Source organism: Stappia sp. ABD4_338, from assembly GCF_056312175.1.
Map to the genome: position 1 here is coordinate 2,302,746 of NZ_CM149982.1, position 16,836 is coordinate 2,319,581.

Here is a 16,836-nt window from a genome sequence, read left to right on the forward strand (position 1 = left end):
CTCACGCGGCGGGCAGCCATATGGTGAATGTGGTGCCGGCGTCCGGCGCGCTTTCCACCTCGATGGAGCCGCCCTGCCGCGTGACCAGGGTCTGACTGATCGACAGGCCAAGCCCCGTTCCCTGCTGCCGTTTGGTGGTGAAGAACGGATCGAAGATGCGGGCCGCGACCTCTGGTGTCATGCCGCGTCCGGTATCCGACACCCTGATGCAGACGCCACGGACATTGTCGCGAACCTGGTCCAAGGTCGAGATGCGAAGCTCTCCGCCATCGGGCATGGCATGAAGGGCGTTCACCATCAGGTTGATGATGACCTGCTGCAGTTCCGTACGGTTCATCAGGACGGACATCGTGGCGGTATCGGAGCGCGACACCTCGATTTCCCCGCGCTTGAGCAGATGCTTGACCAGCGGCAGGCAGTCCGACACCACCACAGAGACATCCTGCCGATCCGCATAGCCGGCATATTCCTCGGGCTTCGCGAACTGAAGCAGCTTGGTGACGATCAGGTGGATCCGGCTGATCTGCTCGTCGATCAGGCGAATCTCGGTCGTCGCAATGTTGGCGTGCTCCCCGAGAAGGCTACGAAGGACCTCGAGGTTCCCCTGCATCACGGCGATGGGATTGTTGATCTCATGGGCCACGCCGGCGGTGATCTCGCCGATGGCAGCCAGCTTCTCCGACATGATGAGCTGCCGGGTCGTCGCCTCGAGTTGCCTGTTGGCGTCCTCCAGGTCCTCGGTGCGGGCCGCAACACGCGCGTTGAGCTCATCATTCCAGGATCGCAACTGCCGGTCCCGCTGCTGGACCAGGTCAAGCAGGTGGTCGAGGTGCAGCGCCACACGGCTGATTTCGTCGCCCGAGGCCGGAATGGCAGTGCGCGCACCGAGCTCTCCCGCCTCCACCCGGGCGATGGTGTCGGTCATATGCTCAAGCGGCCGGAAGATGCTTCCCGCCCAGCGCAGGAACAGCGGCACGCTTGCCAGGGCAACCAGAAGGAATGCCCCCAGGATCGTGACCAGCGTGACGTATTTCGCCTCGAAGAAGGGGCGTTCGAGAAAACCGACGTAGAGCATCCCGACGCGCTTGCCGTGGCTGTCGACGATCGGCTCATAAGCCGAAATGTACCAGTCGTTGACGACGAAGGCGCTGTCCAGCCACACCTGCCCTTCGCCCAGAACGGCCTCACGCACCGCCGCCGAAACCCGGGTTCCAAGAGCGCGACGGTTCTCGAACAGGCGCACGTTGGTGCTGATGCGCACGTCGTCGAGAAAAAGCGTCGCCGTTCCCTGGCTACCCTCGGGCAAGCTCGCCGAGCGATAGACGAGATCATTGATCGTATCGATGAAGACGAGGTTCTGGTTGAGCAGGATGCCTCCGACAAGCGCGCCATTCCCCGCAAGGCTCGGCGCAGGCGCTGCCGAATAGACAACCATTCCCCGTGTTTCCGTTTCGCGATCCGTCGGCACCGCGTTCGGCGTTGCTATCAGCGGCAGGCGCGCCCGCTCGGCGAGCGCGGGCGAGATCGCGCCAAGCTGGTCCTCTTGGAAGATGTCGATGGCCGTCAGCGCTTCCCCGCCAAGCGCGGCGGACAAAACCGGTTCGCGCGGGTCGGCGATCGGGCTTGCCCCGGATGGCGCCGCCGCGACGACTCTCCCATTGCGGTCGACCACATGGAGAAAATCCAGTCCGAGCCCGGCACGCTTTTCCTCCAGAAGAACCGCCAGCGCGCCCGAATTGCCCGTTGCGATCACATCACGGTAAATCGCGGAGCGGCCAAGCGCGTCGATCTTCTCGCCGGTGTTTTCCAGAATGCGCGCCATGTACTGGTGGGCGATGGTGAGATCGCCATTCACCTTGGCCTTGAGCACATCGTCGAACTTGGCGCTCCAGCGCGCGATGGTAACGCCCAGGAAAAGCGGCAGAAGCACGAGTGTCGGCAACAACGCGATGGCGAGCAGCCGGAAGCGCACCGAGCGGATCGGAGACACGAGAAACGGCGCCCGGCCGGCCGGCCGCTCAGCCATTCCACGCCTGAAGCTTGCGTTCGATGGTCTTCCGCGAAACGCCGAGGCGACGCGCGGTCTCCGACCGGTTGCCGCCGCATTCGGCAAGCGTTGCCAGGATATGTCGACGCTCGAGCGCCTCCAGCGTCTCGTCTTCCGGTTCAAAAGCCGCAGCGGCCTCCCCCGTAGCATCAGGCACCGCGCGCACCTCGGGCGGAAAGCGACCGAGAATAAGCGTGCGCTCGATCAGATTGCGCAGTTCCCGGACGTTCCCCGGCCAGTCGTAGGCAAAAAAGCCCGCCTCCACGTCCGCAGTGATCGGAACCGGCGGCATCCCGAGCTGACGGGAGAGCTTCTGCATGAAGAGCGTCGCCAGTTCGACCACATCCGCCCCCCGGTCGCGCAAGGGCGGCATGGCGATCTGCAGAACATTGATGCGGTAGTAGAGATCGGCGCGAAAACGCCCCTCCTCGACCGCCCGTTCAAGGTCCGAATTGGTGGCGAAGACGAAACGCAGATCGACGGACACCTCGCGTTCCGACCCGACCGGACGGATGCGCCTGTCCTCGATGGCGCGCAACAGCTTGCTCTGCATGGGAAGCGGCAACTCGCCGATCTCGTCGAGAAAAAGCGTCCCGCCCTGCGCATGAATGAAAAGCCCGTCCCGCGCCGAATGGGCGCCGGTGAACGCGCCCTTGAGATGCCCGAAGAGCTCCGCCTCGATCATCTCCGTGGGAATGGCCGCACAGTTGACCGGGACGAACTGCTTCTCGGAGCGCTCCGAAAGCGCATGGATGGAGCGTGCCGTCACCTCCTTCCCGGTCCCGGATTCGCCGGTGATGAGCACCGAGGTCGGCAACGGCGCGACGCGCGCGATCGTCTCGCGCACCTCGTCGATCTCCCGCGAGTGCCCGATCAGCTTGTCGCGCAACAGCATGTGGTCGGAGGTGGCACGCAGTTCATGGCGAAGAACGTAGTTCTCCCGCTCGAGCCGCATTCGGTCCAGGCAGCGCGCCACCGCATTGAGGATCTGGTTGGAACGGAAGGGCTTGAGAACGAAATCGACCGCGCCGGCCCGCAACGCCTCGATAGCGGTGTCCAGGTCGGCATAGGCCGTCATCAGGATCGCATCGGCGAAAAAGCCGATCTTGCGTTGCTCGGCCAGCCATTCCACTCCCGTCTTGCCGGGAAGAATATTGTCGAGGATGACGACATCGAAGTGGTGTTCGTCCAGTTTCGCCGAAGCCTCCTGGGTGTCGGCTGCCTCCTCGATACGCTTGGCACGAGGCCCGAGCGTGCGCACCAGAAAGTTTCGCATTCCCGGCTCGTCGTCGACGACCAGAATCGAAGCCTGGGCGAGCCAGGGGCCGAACTCGGGCGAGCGCTCCCCCATCCGGTGCCCGGCCGGATCCTCCGTCCCCTTGCGTTCCTGGTCGCGGCACGCGCTTTCGCTGACGCCAGCCATCATGTCCCTCCCCCATCCGAAAAAGAGGCCTCTCGCACACGGACGCTCCTTCGGAATTTTCTACAAAGCATTACCCAAATCCGGAGTGAACACAAAAAAGCACATGAGAACGCAGTCGCACCGGACCGAAGGAGCCCACGACACCAGCTCCGAACGGGACATTTTGACCCGACCGGCCACACATCACGGACGCAGCCGGGACAATCTGTCCACTTCCCGTCCGGCGCCGAAGGAGAATGTCCCGCTGCCGAGCTTCCCGGTGCGGGCGCCCAATGCGGCTTAACCGTACTGTTCACAGGACCTCGGGGCACTTGGCCCACCCCTTGCTAAGCAGTTTCCGCCGTCGGGAGGAGACATGCGGTCGGAGGGAGGTCCGAACGCACGACGGAGGGGCATCACGCGCGGCTCCCGTCCGGGGCGCGCACTGGCGGCAATTCGCCCGGGCGAGATCATCGCGTGCTGGTCCCTCATGACCGTTTTCCCTCCGCCCGACAGACCGGTCAGCCGCACCCGTGAGATGCGGCGAGGGAGGAGATTCTGGAAAATGTTCGACAGCCTGAAAAAGGAACACATCGTCGCGGGGGACGGTTTCAACCGGTGGAAGGTTCCCCCCGCCTCGATCGCTATTCACCTGTGTATCGGCTCGGTCTACGCCTGGAGCATCTTCAACCCGCCGCTGACCAAGCAGTTCGGCGTCGTCGCGGCCTCGTCCGGCGACTGGAGCCTGTCGTCGGTGGTGTGGATCTTCTCCGTCGCGATCGTCTTCCTCGGCCTCGCAGCAGCCTTTGCCGGCAAGTGGCTTGAGGAAGTCGGCCCGCGCATGGTCGGCGTCGTTGCCGCCATGTGCTGGGGCGGAGGCTTCATCATCGGCGGCTTCGGCATCATGACCCACCAGCTCTGGCTGGTTTACCTGGGCTATGGCGTCATCGGCGGCTGCGGCCTCGGCCTTGGCTATGTCTCACCGGTGTCGACCCTCATTCGCTGGTTCCCGGACCGGCGCGGCATGGCAACCGGCATGGCCATCATGGGCTTCGGCGGCGGTGCGATGATCGCGACTCCGATCAAGGAGTATCTGCTCGGCCTGTTCTACAAGGCCCCGACCTACCTTGGCCCGGAAAGCGCCATCCAGCTCGTGACCGAAGGCGGAAAGCGTCTTGCCGAGGCCAACGGCCAGATGGTCGAGGTCGTCGTCGCCAGCGCCAAGCAGCTTGCTTCCGCGCCGGTGCCGCTGCAGGAGGGCGTCTATGTCGTCGGCACGGGCAACACGGGTGCCGCAGGCACGTTCTTCACGCTCGGCATCGTCTACTTCGTCGTCATGGTGATCGCCGCCTTCTCCTACCGCGTCCCGCGGGAGGGCTGGAAGCCGGCCGGCTGGACGCCGCCGAGCGCCGATGCGGCATCACGCAAGATGATCACCGCCAACAACGTTCACATCGACCAGGCCCTCAAGACGCCGCAGTTCTACCTGCTGTGGATCGTGCTCTGCTTCAACGTGACCGCCGGCATCGGCGTGATCGGCGTCGCCAAGACGATGATGACGGAAATCTTCGGCACCACGCTGCCGCTGATCGTGAATTCGGCCTTCGCGGCCACCTATGTGTTCATGATCTCGGTGTTCAACATGGTCGGTCGCTTCTTCTGGGCGTCCATGTCGGACTACATCGGACGCAAGAACACCTACCACTGCTTCTTCATCCTCGGCACGATCCTCTACCTGTCGATCCCCTTCGCGGCGGCTCAGGTGAGCGTGAACCCGGCGGTGACCTGGCTGGTGATGTTCTACGCGGCAACCATGGTGATCTTCACCATGTACGGCGGCGGTTTCGCCACCATCCCCGCGTATCTGGCCGACATCTTCGGCACGAAGTACGTGGGCGGCATCCACGGTCGCCTGCTGACCGCCTGGAGCACGGCCGGCGTGCTGGGGCCCCTCGCGATCACGCATCTTCGCGAGATGTCCGTGACGAGTTCCATCAAGGATCTCGCCTCGAAGGTCGACCCGGCCGCCTTCACCGAGAAGTTCGGTGCCGGCATCGGCCAGCTTGACCAGCTCGTCGCGGCGAAGACGGTGACGATCGCACGGCTGATGGAAATCGCGCCCGCCGGAACGGTGGACCCGACGTCCAGCGTCTACAACACCACCATGTACGCAATGGCCTCGCTGCTGGTCATCGCCCTTGTCGCCAACGCGATGGTTCGCCCCGTCGCGGACAAGCATCACATGGAGAACACGGCCGCCAAGCCTGCACCGGCCGGCGACTGACGCGACCGCGACCCGCCGGAAAGCCGGCGGGTCGCACCCGCTTCCCGACACGTCGTTTTCGGATCTGCTCATGCCGTGCGCAAACGCCCAGAGTGTGCGAGCTTTCCGGTTGTTGCATCGCTTGTGCGGCGGGGCGCGACATGGAGCAGGAGGACGCGTGTATTGCGTGAAAGAACGGGATGATCGACAAGCTCGAAATGTTCATCGCCCTGGCACGGGAACGCCACTTCGGCCGCGCGGCCGAGGATTGCGGCGTGACCCAGCCGACGCTTTCAGCCGCCGTGAAGCAGCTCGAGGACCAGCTCGGCGTGATGCTGGTGCGGCGCGGCTCGCGGTTCCAGGGGCTGACGCCGGAGGGGAAGCGCGTCCTGGAATGGGCCCGCCGGATCGTCGGCGACGCCCGCTCGATGCATCAGGAGATGCGCGCGGCCAAGCACGGCCTGTCCGGACACATGCGCATCGCCGTCATCCCGACGGCAATGGCCATGGTCAACGAACTCACCGGCCCCTTCTTCGACAAGCACCCCAACCTGACGTTCTCGATCCTGTCGCGCTCGTCGGTGGAGATTCTCTCGCTTCTCGAGAATCTGGAGGTGGATGCCGGCATCACCTATCTCGACAACGAGCCGCTCGGACGTGTCGCGACCGTGCCTCTCTTCACCGAACACTACCGGCTCGTCACGATCGAGGGCGCGCCCTTCGCGGACCGGGAGAGCGTCACCTGGAAAGAGGTGGCGACACTTCCGCTGTGCCTGCTGACGCCGGAGATGCAGAACCGGCGCATCATCAACCACCATCTCGCGGCGGCGGGAACGAACGTCGCGCCGACACTGGAATCGGATTCGATGATCGCGCTGTTTTCCCACGTCCGGACGGGCCGGTGGGCAAGCATCATGCCGCACAAGGCGGTCGAGATCTTTTCGGGATGGAGCGAGGTCCGCTCCGTGCCGATCACGGCCCCCGAAGCGAGCCACTCCGTCGGTCTGGTGGCGGCATACCGCGAGCCTTACACGCCTGTGATCACTGCATTTCTGGACGAGGCGCGCAGGCACGCCCGCAAGGAGGGCGGTTGATAGGTTTTTGCGATCGCACAACGGGACAGCTTTATTGAACGAACGCCGCGCAAGACGGCAGGATTCAACGACAAACCCTTCGGAGGAAACGATGCAAGCCAGGGAATTCGCTGCTCCCGACAAGGAGCGCGTCCTAGCGACGATTGACCGATGGATCCCCGAGGAGGGACCGCTGCTGCCAATCCTGCACGAGGTGCAGGAAGATCTCGGGTTCATTCCCGACGAGGCACTGGTGATCATCGCCGACAAGCTCAATCTGAGTCGTGCCGAGGTGCATGGTGTCATGAGCTTCTATCACGACTTCCGCAAGGAACCCGCCGGGCGCCATGTGCTGAAGCTGTGCCGGTCCGAGGCCTGCCAGTCGATGGGCGCGGACGGCCTCATCGATGCGGCGCGCAGGCTTCTCGGCATCGACTTCCACGAGACGACCGCGGACGGCGCCGTGACACTCGAGCCGGTCTACTGCCTCGGCCTGTGTTCCTGCGCGCCGGCAGCGATGATGGACGAGGACGTTCATGCACGTCTCGACGCTGAACGGCTTGCCACGCTGATCGGGGAGGCGCGCCCATGACCGTCACGATCTTCGTTCCCCGTGATGCGGCGGCGCTCGCGCTTGGCGCAGACAAAGTCGCCGAAACGATCTCGCGAGAGATCCGATCGCGCAACATCGACGCGCGCATCGTGCGCAACGGCTCGCGCGGGATGCACTGGCTCGAGCCGCTGGTCGAGGTGCGCACCGACCACGGCCGCATCGCCTACGGCCCGGTGACGCCCGCCGACGTGTCCTCGCTGTTCGACGCGGACTTCCTCACCGGAGGCGGCCATCCGCTGTGTCACGGCCCGACCCATGACATCCCCTTCCTCAAGGGACAGACACGTCTCACCTTCTCGCGTTGCGGGGTCACAGACCCGCTCTCGCTCGACGACTATCGCCACTACAAGGGGCTGAAGGGCCTCGAGCGCGCCGTTGCCATGTCTCCGGCGGAGATCGTCAAGGAAGTGACCGACAGCGGCCTGCGCGGACGGGGAGGCGCCGGCTTCCCGACCGGCATCAAGTGGAACACGGTTCTCAACGCCGAGGCCGACCAGAAGTACATCGTCTGCAACGCCGACGAAGGCGACAGCGGCACCTTCGCCGACCGCATGATCATGGAAGGCGATCCGTTCGTGCTCATCGAGGGCATGGCAATCGCCGGCCTCGCGACCGGAGCGACGCGCGGCTACATCTACACGCGCTCGGAATATCCTCACGCCATCGAGATCATGCGCGAGGCGATCAGGATCGCCCGTGACGAGCGCATCCTGGGCAAGAACATCCTCGGATCGGGTCGCGCCTTCGATATGGAGGTGCGCGTCGGTGCCGGCGCCTATGTCTGTGGCGAGGAAACCTCGCTGCTGAATTCGCTCGAGGGCAAGCGGGGGGTCGTGCGGGCCAAGCCGCCGCTGCCGGCGCTCGAGGGCTTCCTGGGCAGGCCGACCGTGGTCAACAACGTGATGTCACTCGCGTCGGTCCCCGTCATCCTCGACCGGGGCGCCGCGTTCTATCGCGACTATGGAATGGGCCGCTCACGCGGCACGATCCCGATCCAGATCGCCGGAAACGTGAAATACGGTGGCCTCTACGAGACCGCCTTCGGTCTCTCGCTGGGCGAGATCGTGGAGACCATCGGCGGCGGCACCGCGTCCGGCCGTCCGGTCAAGGCGGTGCAGGTGGGCGGTCCCCTGGGCGCCTATTTCCCGCCCTCGATGTTCGACACGCCCTTCGACTACGAGGAATTCGCAAAGCGGGACGGCCTGATCGGCCACGCCGGTATCACCGTTTTCGACGACACAACGGACATGCTGAAGCAGGCGCGCTTTGCATTCGAGTTCTGCGCTGTCGAATCCTGCGGCAAATGCACGCCCTGCCGCATCGGCGCCGTGCGCGGTGTCGAGGTCATGGACCGGCTGGCGAACGGAGAAAACGCGCAAGACCAGCGCGAGCTGGTCGAGGACCTCTGCAACACCATGAAGTTCGGGTCGCTCTGTGCCCTGGGCGGGTTCACGCCCTATCCGGTCATGAGCGCCCTCACGCACTTCCCCGAGGACTTCCGTCCGCACACCCATGCCGAAGCCGCGGAGTAGACCAATGCGACTGATCCAGGAAACCGACTACGGCACACCGGCGGTCAAGTCAGAGAAGACCGTCACCCTGACCATCGACGGAAACCAGGTGACCGTCCCCGAGGGCACGTCGCTGATGCGCGCCGCCATGGAAGCCGGCACACAGATCCCGAAGCTTTGCGCCACCGACATGGTGGACGCCTTCGGATCCTGCCGTCTCTGCCTCGTGGAGGTCGAGGGACGCAACGGCACGCCGTCGTCCTGCACCACCCCGGCCGCCGAGGGAATGGTCGTGCACACGCAGACCGACAAGCTCAAGAAGCTGCGCCGGGGCGTGATGGAGCTTTATATCTCCGACCATCCGCTCGACTGCCTGACATGCGCGGCCAACGGCGACTGCGAACTGCAGGACATGGCCGGCGCGGTCGGCCTGCGCGACGTTCGCTACGGCTATGACGGAGACAATCACGTCAAGGCCCGGGCCGGCGATGGCGGCGACAATTTCCGCTTCATGGCCAAGGACGAGTCGAACCCCTATTTCACCTACGATCCCTCCAAGTGCATCGTCTGCTCGCGCTGCGTACGGGCCTGCGAGGAGGTCCAGGGCACGTTCGCGCTCACCATCGAGGGGCGCGGGTTCGACAGTCGCGTTTCTCCTGGAATGCACGAAAGCTTCCTGGCCTCGGAATGCGTCTCCTGCGGCGCCTGCGTGCAGGCCTGCCCCACGGCGACGCTGCAGGAAAAGTCCGTCATCGAGATCGGACAGCCTGAGCATTCCAAGGTCACGACCTGCGCCTATTGCGGCGTCGGCTGCTCCTTCAAGGCCGAGATGCGGGGCGAGGAACTGGTGCGCATGGTGCCGTGGAAGGACGGCAAGGCAAACCGGGGCCACTCCTGCGTCAAGGGGCGCTTCGCCTGGGGCTATGCCAACCACAAGGACCGGATCCTCAACCCGATGATCCGCGAGAAGACGTCGGATCCCTGGCGCGAGGTGTCCTGGGAGGAAGCGCTGTCGCATGTGGCGAGCGAGTTCCGCCGCATCCAGTACCAGTACGGCAAGGGCGCCATCGGCGGCATCACCTCCTCGCGCTGCACCAACGAGGAAACGTTCCTCGTGCAGAAGCTCATCCGCCAGGTCTTCGGCAACAACAACGTCGACACCTGCGCGCGTGTCTGTCACTCGCCGACGGGCTACGGCCTTGGCCAGGCTTTCGGCACTTCGGCGGGAACGCAGGATTTCGACAGCGTCGAGCATACCGACGTCGTGATCGTCATCGGCGCCAATCCGACCGACGGGCACCCGGTGTTCGGCTCGCGCCTGAAGAAGCGGCTGCGCGAGGGCGCGAAGCTCATCGTCATCGATCCGCGCCGCATCGACCTCGTGCGCTCGCCGCACGTGGAGGCGAGCCATCACCTGCCGCTCAAGCCGGGCACCAACGTCGCCGTGCTGACCTCGCTCGCCCATGTGATCGTCACCGAAGGTCTCTTCGATGAAGCCTTCATTCGCGAGCGCTGCGACTGGGACGAATTCCAGGACTGGGCGGAGTTCGTCTCCCAGCCCGAGCACGCGCCCGAGACCGTCGGCGAGATGTCCGGGATCGATCCGGAAGAGATTCGCGGCGCTGCGCGCCTCTTTGCCACCGGCGGGAACGGCGCGATCTACTACGGCCTCGGCGTCACGGAGCACAGCCAGGGATCGACCACCGTCATGGCCATCGCCAACCTGGCGATGGCAACCGGAAACCTCGGTCGTCCGGGTGTTGGAGTGAACCCGTTGCGCGGACAGAACAACGTGCAGGGGTCCTGCGACATGGGCTCGTTCCCGCACGAGCTTCCCGGCTACCGGCATGTTTCCGGCGATGCGACGCGGGAAATCTTCGAGAAGCTGTGGAACGTCACGCTCGACAACGAACCCGGGCTGCGCATTCCCAACATGCTGGACGCGGCCGTCGAGGGGACATTCAGGGGCATCTACATCCAGGGCGAGGACATCCTGCAGTCCGACCCGGACACCCACCATGTGGCGGCCGGGCTGGCGGCGATGGAATGCGTCGTGGTGCACGATCTCTTCCTGAACGAGACCGCCAATCACGCCCACGTCTTCCTGCCCGGCTCCACCTTCCTAGAGAAGGACGGCACGTTCACGAACGCCGAGCGCCGCATCAACCGCGTGCGCAAGGTGATGAGCCCGAAGAACGGCTACGCCGACTGGGAAGTCACGCAGATGCTCGCCAACGCGCTTGGCGCCGGATGGAGCTACACGCATCCGGGCGAGGTGATGGCGGAAATCGCGGCCACCACGCCGAGCTTCGCGAATGTCTCCTACGACCTTCTTGAGGAGCGCGGCTCGGTGCAGTGGCCCTGCAACGAGGCGGCTCCCGACGGCACGCCGGTCATGCATGTCGACGGTTTCGTTCGCGGCAAGGGCAAGTTCATCCGCACCGAGTACGTTGCGACCGACGAGCGGACAGGGCCGCGCTTCCCGCTCCTGCTCACCACGGGGCGCATCCTCAGCCAGTACAACGTCGGCGCCCAGACAAGGCGTACGGAGAATGTGGTCTGGCACGGCGAGGACCGACTGGAGATCCACCCCTTCGACGCGGAAAATCGCGGCCTGAAGGATGGAGACTGGGTGCGGATCGCCAGCCGTGCGGGTGAAACCACCTTGCGTGCGCTCATCACCGACAGGGTTGCGCCGGGCGTGGTCTACACCACCTTCCACCATCCGGCGACGCAGGCGAACGTCATCACCACGGACTTCTCCGACTGGGCGACCAATTGCCCGGAATACAAGGTGACCGCAGTGCAGATCTCGCCTTCGAACGGGCCGACGGACTGGCAGGTCGAATACGAGGAACAGGCCCGTCAGGCACGGCGTATCCTGCCTGCCATGGATGCGGCGGAGTAACCGGCGGTTCACGGGGAGAGTGCTGTCGTGCCGATGGCAGGCACCCTCCCCGTCCTCCGTGCCTCCGTCCAGAAACCAGACATTCGGAGACTTGCGGCATGAAGCCGGAAAAACTCGTCTACATGGCGAACCAGATCGCCACGTTCTTCACCTCCAAACCACACGACGAGGGCGTCGAAGGGGTGGCGGGTCACATCAACAAGTTCTGGGAGCCGCGCATGCGCGCCCAGCTCTTCGAGGTCGCGGAAGGTGAGAGCGACGCGGGACTGCACGAACTGGTGCGCGAAGCCCTTGGCTCGATCAACCGCCCGGATCCCGCACGGTTCGCAACGCCGGCAGAAGGCGCGGTCGGCTGACCATCACGCACTCGCGGCCTGATCGCTTGCACTCCTCGTTTATGGGTCTAGAGGCCGGCGATCCGGTCCGGGTGCGTGAAGACCTCAAAACCGTCCTCGCGGGCTGAGGCGACAAGCGTGATACCGGCGGCATCGGCGGTTCTGACCGCAAGCGCCGTCGGAGCCGACACCGCTGCAAGCACGGGCGCTCCAAGCACCGCCGCCTTCATCACCATTTCAACGGACACGCGGCTCGTCAGGAGCAGAAGGCCGCCGGCTCCCGGGCGACGCTGCGACCAGTCGGCGACACGGTCCATACGCGCGGACAACGCGCCAACAAGCTTGTCGAGTGCATTGTGGCGACCGACATCCTCGCGCAGTCCAACCAGCCCCTCACCATCCTTCCAGAATGCCGCGGCATGCACCGCACTCGTCTCGGCACGAAGCGCCTGTCCGGCAACCATCAGAGCCTGTGATTCGCGGATCGCGCCGGCATGGATACGGGTTTCGTCGCGGACATGCGCCGGCACGCGTACGGCTTCGCCCAGGCTCTCGATACCACAGAGGCCACACCCCGTCGGTCCGACCAATCCGCGACGACGCTCGGAAAACCGCGCGGCCGCGCGGGTATCGAGCCAGATCCTCAGGTCGATGCCTTCGTCAAAGACCGCAATGTCGATTGACCGGATCTCGTCGGGCCGTTCCGCGAGCCCCTCGGTGAGGGTGAAACCGACCGCGAAATCCTCAAGGTCCCCCGGGCTCGCCATCATCACGGCCTGGGTGGTTCCATTGTAGGAGAGTGCGACCGGCGTTTCTTCCGGAACAGCCCTCCCCCCTGCGGGAACCGACCTGCCGCCATGCGTTTTAACCGGCACCCGAGCGACCCGCTCCGGCGGTTCGTGCCCGGGATCCGGTGCTTCGGACGGATCAGTCCGCTGAGGAAAATCGGCCATGCTCATCGTGCCGAAAGTATGCCTGAAACACCGGCCTGTTTCGATGCAAAAAGCATGAAAAATCAGGAAAACGCCATCTTCCGGCAACCGGATTTCGCGACCTCGCCTTTCACGTCAGCCGAAGGCCTCGCGCCTTTTCACGTCTGCCAGCCAGGCCTCGATTGTCGTCCGGGCCTCCGGCTCGTCCAGAAACGGGATATGCCCGCGCCCGGGCACGTTCGCGACCCGAAGATGCGGACAGAGGTCCGCCATCCGCCGGGCGGTCGCAACGCTCAAGACATCCGAGTTGGCCCCGCGCACGAGAGCGAGCGGCATCCCGACGCAAGCCTCGTATAGCGGCCAGAGGTCCACCGCCGGCGCCGCCATCGCCTCCTCGAAAGAGCGCCTCAGTTCCGGATCGTAGGGCAGTTTCAGCCCATCGGGACGTTCGATGTAGTGCCTCACGGCCTCCTCGGCCCAGCGCATTGCCGGCACGTCGGCAAAGCCCTTCATTGCAGCCGGCATCCTGTCGGCAATTTCCTCAAGCGTCTGCACCGCCGGCGGCACGCCGACATAGGCCCCGATGCGCTCGAGACCCGACCGCTCAAGCTCGGGCCCCACATCGTTGAAGCAGATCCCGGCAACGCGTGCCGGCTGCATCGCCACCATCACCATGGCCAGCAGACCACCGCGCGACGACCCGATCACCGCGGCACGTTGAATGCCGAGATGGTCAAGAAGCGCCAGGGCATCCTGCGCCTCCTGCGCGACGGTATAGGTGTCGGCACCGGTCCACTCGGACCCGCCGCGACCTCGGCTGTCGAGGCGGATCAGGCGGGCATCACGCAAGTCGTTCGCCAGATAGTCGAAATCCGTCCCGTCGCGCGTGAGCCCCGCGAGCGCGAGGAGAGGGAGCCCCTCCCCTTCGTCCCGATAGGCGAGACGCGCGCCATCGGAGGCGGAGAAATACAAGAGCGTCAAGGCGCCACCTCCCGGCCGCCGGTTTGATGTCCGGCGATCACTTCAGGCCGTCGCTTTTGCGAACGTACCGTTCTCAGCTTATCGCGCAGCCGGTCACATGCCACCCCTCACGAGGCCACGCGGGATCATGCGCCGGCGTCCGCCTTCCGCGCGACGCACCGCCGGGCGGCCCGGGCGATCACCAGTTCCTCGTTCGTCGGGATGACCAGAACGGAGGTGCGCGCGAACCTGGAGGAAATCACCGGAGCGTTTTCCGTATTGAGGCCGTGATCGATCTCGATGCCCATCCAGCCGAGACGCTCGCAGATGCGCGAGCGCACCAGCCGCGAGTGTTCACCGATCCCGCCACAGAAGACGAGCGCATCGATCCCGCCCATTGCCGCCGCCATCGCGCCCACCTCACGCTGCGCACGGAAGACGAAATAGTCGATCGCCTGCCGGGCCTCGGGCGTATCCGATCCCTCGAGCGTGCGCATGTCGTTGGACAGACCCGACAACCCGAGAAGCCCAGACCGGCGGTACAGCATGTCGGAAATCTCGTCCGCGCTCATGCCCTCCTGCTGAATCAGATACAGCACCACGCCGGGGTCCAACTGACCGCAGCGCGTGCCCATGGGCAGACCATCGAGAGCGGAGAACCCCATGGTCGAGGCGACGGAGCGGCCATTCTCCACGGCACACATGGACGCGCCATTGCCAAGATGGGCAATGACGACGCGTCCCTCGAACAGATGCGGAGCACGATTTTTCAGCTCACCGGCGACGTAGTCGTAGCTCAGGCCGTGAAAACCGTAGCGCCGCACGCCCTTGTCATAGAGATCGCGAGGGAGCGCGAAAGCATCATTCACCCAGGGGTGGCTGCGATGGAATGCCGTGTCGAAACAGGCGACCTGCGGCACACCGGGAAAGGCCCCGGATGCAGCCTCGATCCCGGCCAGATTGTGCGGCTGGTGAAGAGGTGCGAAGGGAGACAGGCGTTCGAGCTCCGCGACAACCTCCGGCGTGACAATCACCGGCGCCTCGTATTTGTCCCCTCCGTGGACGATACGATGCCCCACGGCGAGAAGTTCCAGGTCCGGAAAGTCGACGCGAAACCCCTCGATGACCCGGGCGAGCGCGCTCGCGTGGCTGGAAAGATCGCCGGGGGCCGCCTCGAGCGGCAATCCCGAGGGCCCCTTCAGCACGAGATGCCCGTCCGGTCCGATACGGTCGGCCAGGGCCGTCGCCATCGGCTTGTCGCCGCTCACGGGGAAAAGAGCCACCTTGAGCGAGGACGATCCGGCGTTAAGCGTGAGAACGGCCTTTGTCATCCGTGCGACCTCGCCGCGTGATGCAGCGCCGCCACCGCGCAGGACGCCAGCCGCGACATGGCACTGTCGGAGCGTGAATTCAGGATCACCGGAACGCGGGCGCCAAGCACCAGCCCCGCTCCTTCGGCGTGGCTGATGAAAGCAAGCTGCTTCGCCAGCATGTTGCCCGCATCCAGCCCGGGCACGACGAGCACATTGGCCCGGCCCGCGACGCCGCCCTTCAATCCCTTCGTGCGGGCGGCGCCGAGATCGACCGCGTTGTCCATGGCAAGCGGCCCCTCGACCAGGCCGCCCCGGATCTGGCCGCGATCCGCCATCTTCGACAGGAGTGCCGCATCGATGGACGACTGGATCGCCGGGTTCACCGTCTCCACGGCCGACAGCACACCGACACGCGGCTCCATGCCCAGCGACAGGGCGAGATCGATCGCGTTCTGGACAATGTCCATCTTCGTTGCCAGGTCGGGCGCGATGTTGATCGCGGCATCCGTCACCATCACAGGCTCCGGCTGCCCGGGAACATCCATCACGAAGACATGGGTGAAACGCCTGCCGTCCCGAAGCCCGCGAGTCTTGTCCAGCATGGGCTTCAGGAGGTCGTCCGTGTGAAGATGCCCTTTCATCACGGCCGCCGCGCGACCTTCGTGCACGAGATCGCAAGCGGTCGTCGCCGCCGCCAAATCGTTCTCGGCGGGAAGAATCCCGAAGCCCGAGATATCGGCATCCATGTTTGCGGCGGTGGCGTTGATGCGCTCGGGATCGCCAATCAGAATCGGAACGATCAGTCCCTCACGAGCCGCAAGGATAGCGCCGCCCAGCGAATTCGGATCGGACGGACATACAACGGCCGTGGGCAGCGCGGGCAGCGGCTTCGCCCTCTCGAGAAGAGCTTCGAAATGCCTGTGGCGCTGAACCACAAGTCCCGGAACCTCGATGTTGTCTCGATCGAACTTCTTGCGCGGCGCGATCACCCGGGCTTCTCCCGAGACGACGAGAGCGTCATCGCCTTCCCGGCGGATCTCCGTCCTGAGAGTCACGGCACCGTCCGGCTCCTTGGTCATCACGGTGACCGTGCAACGCAGCGTCTCGCCCGCATAGGCGCGTTCGTGAAACTCCAGCGTCTGCTTCCGGTAGAGGGTGCCCGGCCCGGGCAGGATGGTGCCCAGCACGGCGGAGACGAGAGAGGCGACGAACATGCCGGGCGCAATGCTTTCCGCCTTGCCGTCCCCGTTTCCGTCCTCGTTCGGCAAGTGCATGGGATTGAAATTGCCGGATACGGAGGCGAAACCATAGAGATCGTCCGGCTTGATGAGGCGACTCAACTCGGCCGACTGGCCCACCTCGATCTCGTCGAACGTCCGGTTCACTAGTCGCATTTCAACTCTCCCGAAGGCGTGCCGGCAGCAGGGATTGCCGCCAGTCCGCCAGGCATGTGTCATGAGGCTTGCGGGCGATTGCCCA

12 protein-coding genes are annotated in these 16,836 nt (G+C 64.9%); 6 read left to right on the forward strand and 6 right to left on the reverse strand.

Features of this window, described 5'->3' with window-relative positions; genetic code table 11:
- Position 1: 1 nt before the first annotated feature.
- Together ACYX4S_RS10495 and ACYX4S_RS10500 are read right to left on the reverse strand one after the other, a co-directional pair.
- A complete protein-coding gene (locus tag ACYX4S_RS10495) occupies positions 2 to 2,026 on the reverse strand; it encodes a sensor histidine kinase (protein ID WP_476360117.1) in 2,025 nt (674 codons plus the stop codon).
- On the reverse strand, positions 2,019 to 3,398 hold the full coding sequence (locus ACYX4S_RS10500) for a sigma-54-dependent transcriptional regulator (RefSeq protein WP_476362854.1): 1,380 nt from the start codon (positions 3,396 to 3,398) through the stop codon (positions 2,019 to 2,021). The genes ACYX4S_RS10495 and ACYX4S_RS10500 overlap by 8 nt, the downstream gene beginning before the upstream one ends.
- A 616-nt stretch (positions 3,399 to 4,014) precedes the next feature.
- Between ACYX4S_RS10500 and ACYX4S_RS10505 the strand changes: the two genes are divergently transcribed.
- From ACYX4S_RS10505 to ACYX4S_RS10530, 6 genes are all read left to right on the forward strand, one after another.
- A complete protein-coding gene (locus ACYX4S_RS10505; RefSeq protein WP_293721104.1) occupies positions 4,015 to 5,733 on the forward strand; it encodes an OFA family MFS transporter in 1,719 nt (572 codons plus the stop codon).
- A gap of 179 nt (positions 5,734 to 5,912) precedes the next feature.
- Complete coding sequence (locus tag ACYX4S_RS10510; RefSeq protein WP_476360118.1) at positions 5,913 to 6,806, forward strand: LysR family transcriptional regulator; 894 nt, start codon at positions 5,913 to 5,915, stop codon at positions 6,804 to 6,806.
- Positions 6,807 to 6,897: 91 nt separating this feature from the next.
- On the forward strand, positions 6,898 to 7,377 hold the full coding sequence (locus tag ACYX4S_RS10515) for a formate dehydrogenase subunit gamma (RefSeq protein WP_476360119.1): 480 nt from the start codon (positions 6,898 to 6,900) through the stop codon (positions 7,375 to 7,377).
- On the forward strand, positions 7,374 to 8,930 hold the full coding sequence (locus ACYX4S_RS10520; protein ID WP_476360120.1) for a formate dehydrogenase beta subunit: 1,557 nt from the start codon (positions 7,374 to 7,376) through the stop codon (positions 8,928 to 8,930). Before ACYX4S_RS10515 ends, ACYX4S_RS10520 begins: the two co-directional genes overlap by 4 nt.
- A 4-nt stretch (positions 8,931 to 8,934) precedes the next feature.
- Entirely contained in the window at positions 8,935 to 11,817 is a 2,883-nt protein-coding gene (gene fdhF / locus ACYX4S_RS10525; RefSeq protein ID WP_476360121.1) for a formate dehydrogenase subunit alpha, read from the forward strand.
- Positions 11,818 to 11,915: 98 nt separating this feature from the next.
- Complete coding sequence (locus tag ACYX4S_RS10530) at positions 11,916 to 12,173, forward strand: formate dehydrogenase subunit delta (RefSeq protein ID WP_476360122.1); 258 nt, start codon at positions 11,916 to 11,918, stop codon at positions 12,171 to 12,173.
- Positions 12,174 to 12,220: 47 nt separating this feature from the next.
- On the opposite strand, the gene fdhD is transcribed toward ACYX4S_RS10530, so the two are convergent.
- The 4 genes from fdhD to ACYX4S_RS10550 form a co-directional block, all read right to left on the reverse strand.
- Positions 12,221 to 13,105: a formate dehydrogenase accessory sulfurtransferase FdhD gene (gene fdhD / locus ACYX4S_RS10535; RefSeq protein WP_476360123.1), complete on the reverse strand. Its 885-nt coding sequence runs from the start codon at positions 13,103 to 13,105 to the stop codon at positions 12,221 to 12,223.
- A 114-nt stretch (positions 13,106 to 13,219) separates the two neighbouring features.
- Positions 13,220 to 14,065 (reverse strand): alpha/beta fold hydrolase, encoded by an 846-nt coding sequence (locus tag ACYX4S_RS10540; protein ID WP_476360124.1) that lies wholly within the window; start codon positions 14,063 to 14,065, stop codon positions 13,220 to 13,222.
- Positions 14,066 to 14,190: 125 nt separating this feature from the next.
- Positions 14,191 to 15,375, reverse strand: coding sequence for an acetate/propionate family kinase (locus ACYX4S_RS10545; RefSeq protein WP_476360125.1), 1,185 nt, complete (start codon positions 15,373 to 15,375; stop codon positions 14,191 to 14,193).
- Entirely contained in the window at positions 15,372 to 16,751 is a 1,380-nt protein-coding gene (locus tag ACYX4S_RS10550; protein ID WP_476360126.1) for a bifunctional enoyl-CoA hydratase/phosphate acetyltransferase, read from the reverse strand. Before ACYX4S_RS10550 ends, ACYX4S_RS10545 begins: the two co-directional genes overlap by 4 nt.
- Positions 16,752 to 16,836 lie beyond the last annotated feature (85 nt).

Coding starts and splice junctions, on each gene's coding strand:
- ACYX4S_RS10495 (WP_476360117.1), bottom strand. CDS start 2,026: ATGGCTGAGCGGCCGGCCGGCCGGGCGCCGTTTCTCGTGTCTCCGATC.
- ACYX4S_RS10500 (WP_476362854.1), bottom strand. CDS start 3,398: ATGGGGGAGCGCTCGCCCGAGTTCGGCCCCTGGCTCGCCCAGGCTTCG.
- ACYX4S_RS10505 (WP_293721104.1), top strand. CDS start 4,015: ATGTTCGACAGCCTGAAAAAGGAACACATCGTCGCGGGGGACGGTTTC.
- ACYX4S_RS10510 (WP_476360118.1), top strand. CDS start 5,913: ATGATCGACAAGCTCGAAATGTTCATCGCCCTGGCACGGGAACGCCAC.
- ACYX4S_RS10515 (WP_476360119.1), top strand. CDS start 6,898: ATGCAAGCCAGGGAATTCGCTGCTCCCGACAAGGAGCGCGTCCTAGCG.
- ACYX4S_RS10520 (WP_476360120.1), top strand. CDS start 7,374: ATGACCGTCACGATCTTCGTTCCCCGTGATGCGGCGGCGCTCGCGCTT.
- fdhF (WP_476360121.1), top strand. CDS start 8,935: ATGCGACTGATCCAGGAAACCGACTACGGCACACCGGCGGTCAAGTCA.
- ACYX4S_RS10530 (WP_476360122.1), top strand. CDS start 11,916: ATGAAGCCGGAAAAACTCGTCTACATGGCGAACCAGATCGCCACGTTC.
- fdhD (WP_476360123.1), bottom strand. CDS start 13,105: ATGGCCGATTTTCCTCAGCGGACTGATCCGTCCGAAGCACCGGATCCC.
- ACYX4S_RS10545 (WP_476360125.1), bottom strand. CDS start 15,375: ATGACAAAGGCCGTTCTCACGCTTAACGCCGGATCGTCCTCGCTCAAG.
- ACYX4S_RS10550 (WP_476360126.1), bottom strand. CDS start 16,751: ATGCGACTAGTGAACCGGACGTTCGACGAGATCGAGGTGGGCCAGTCG.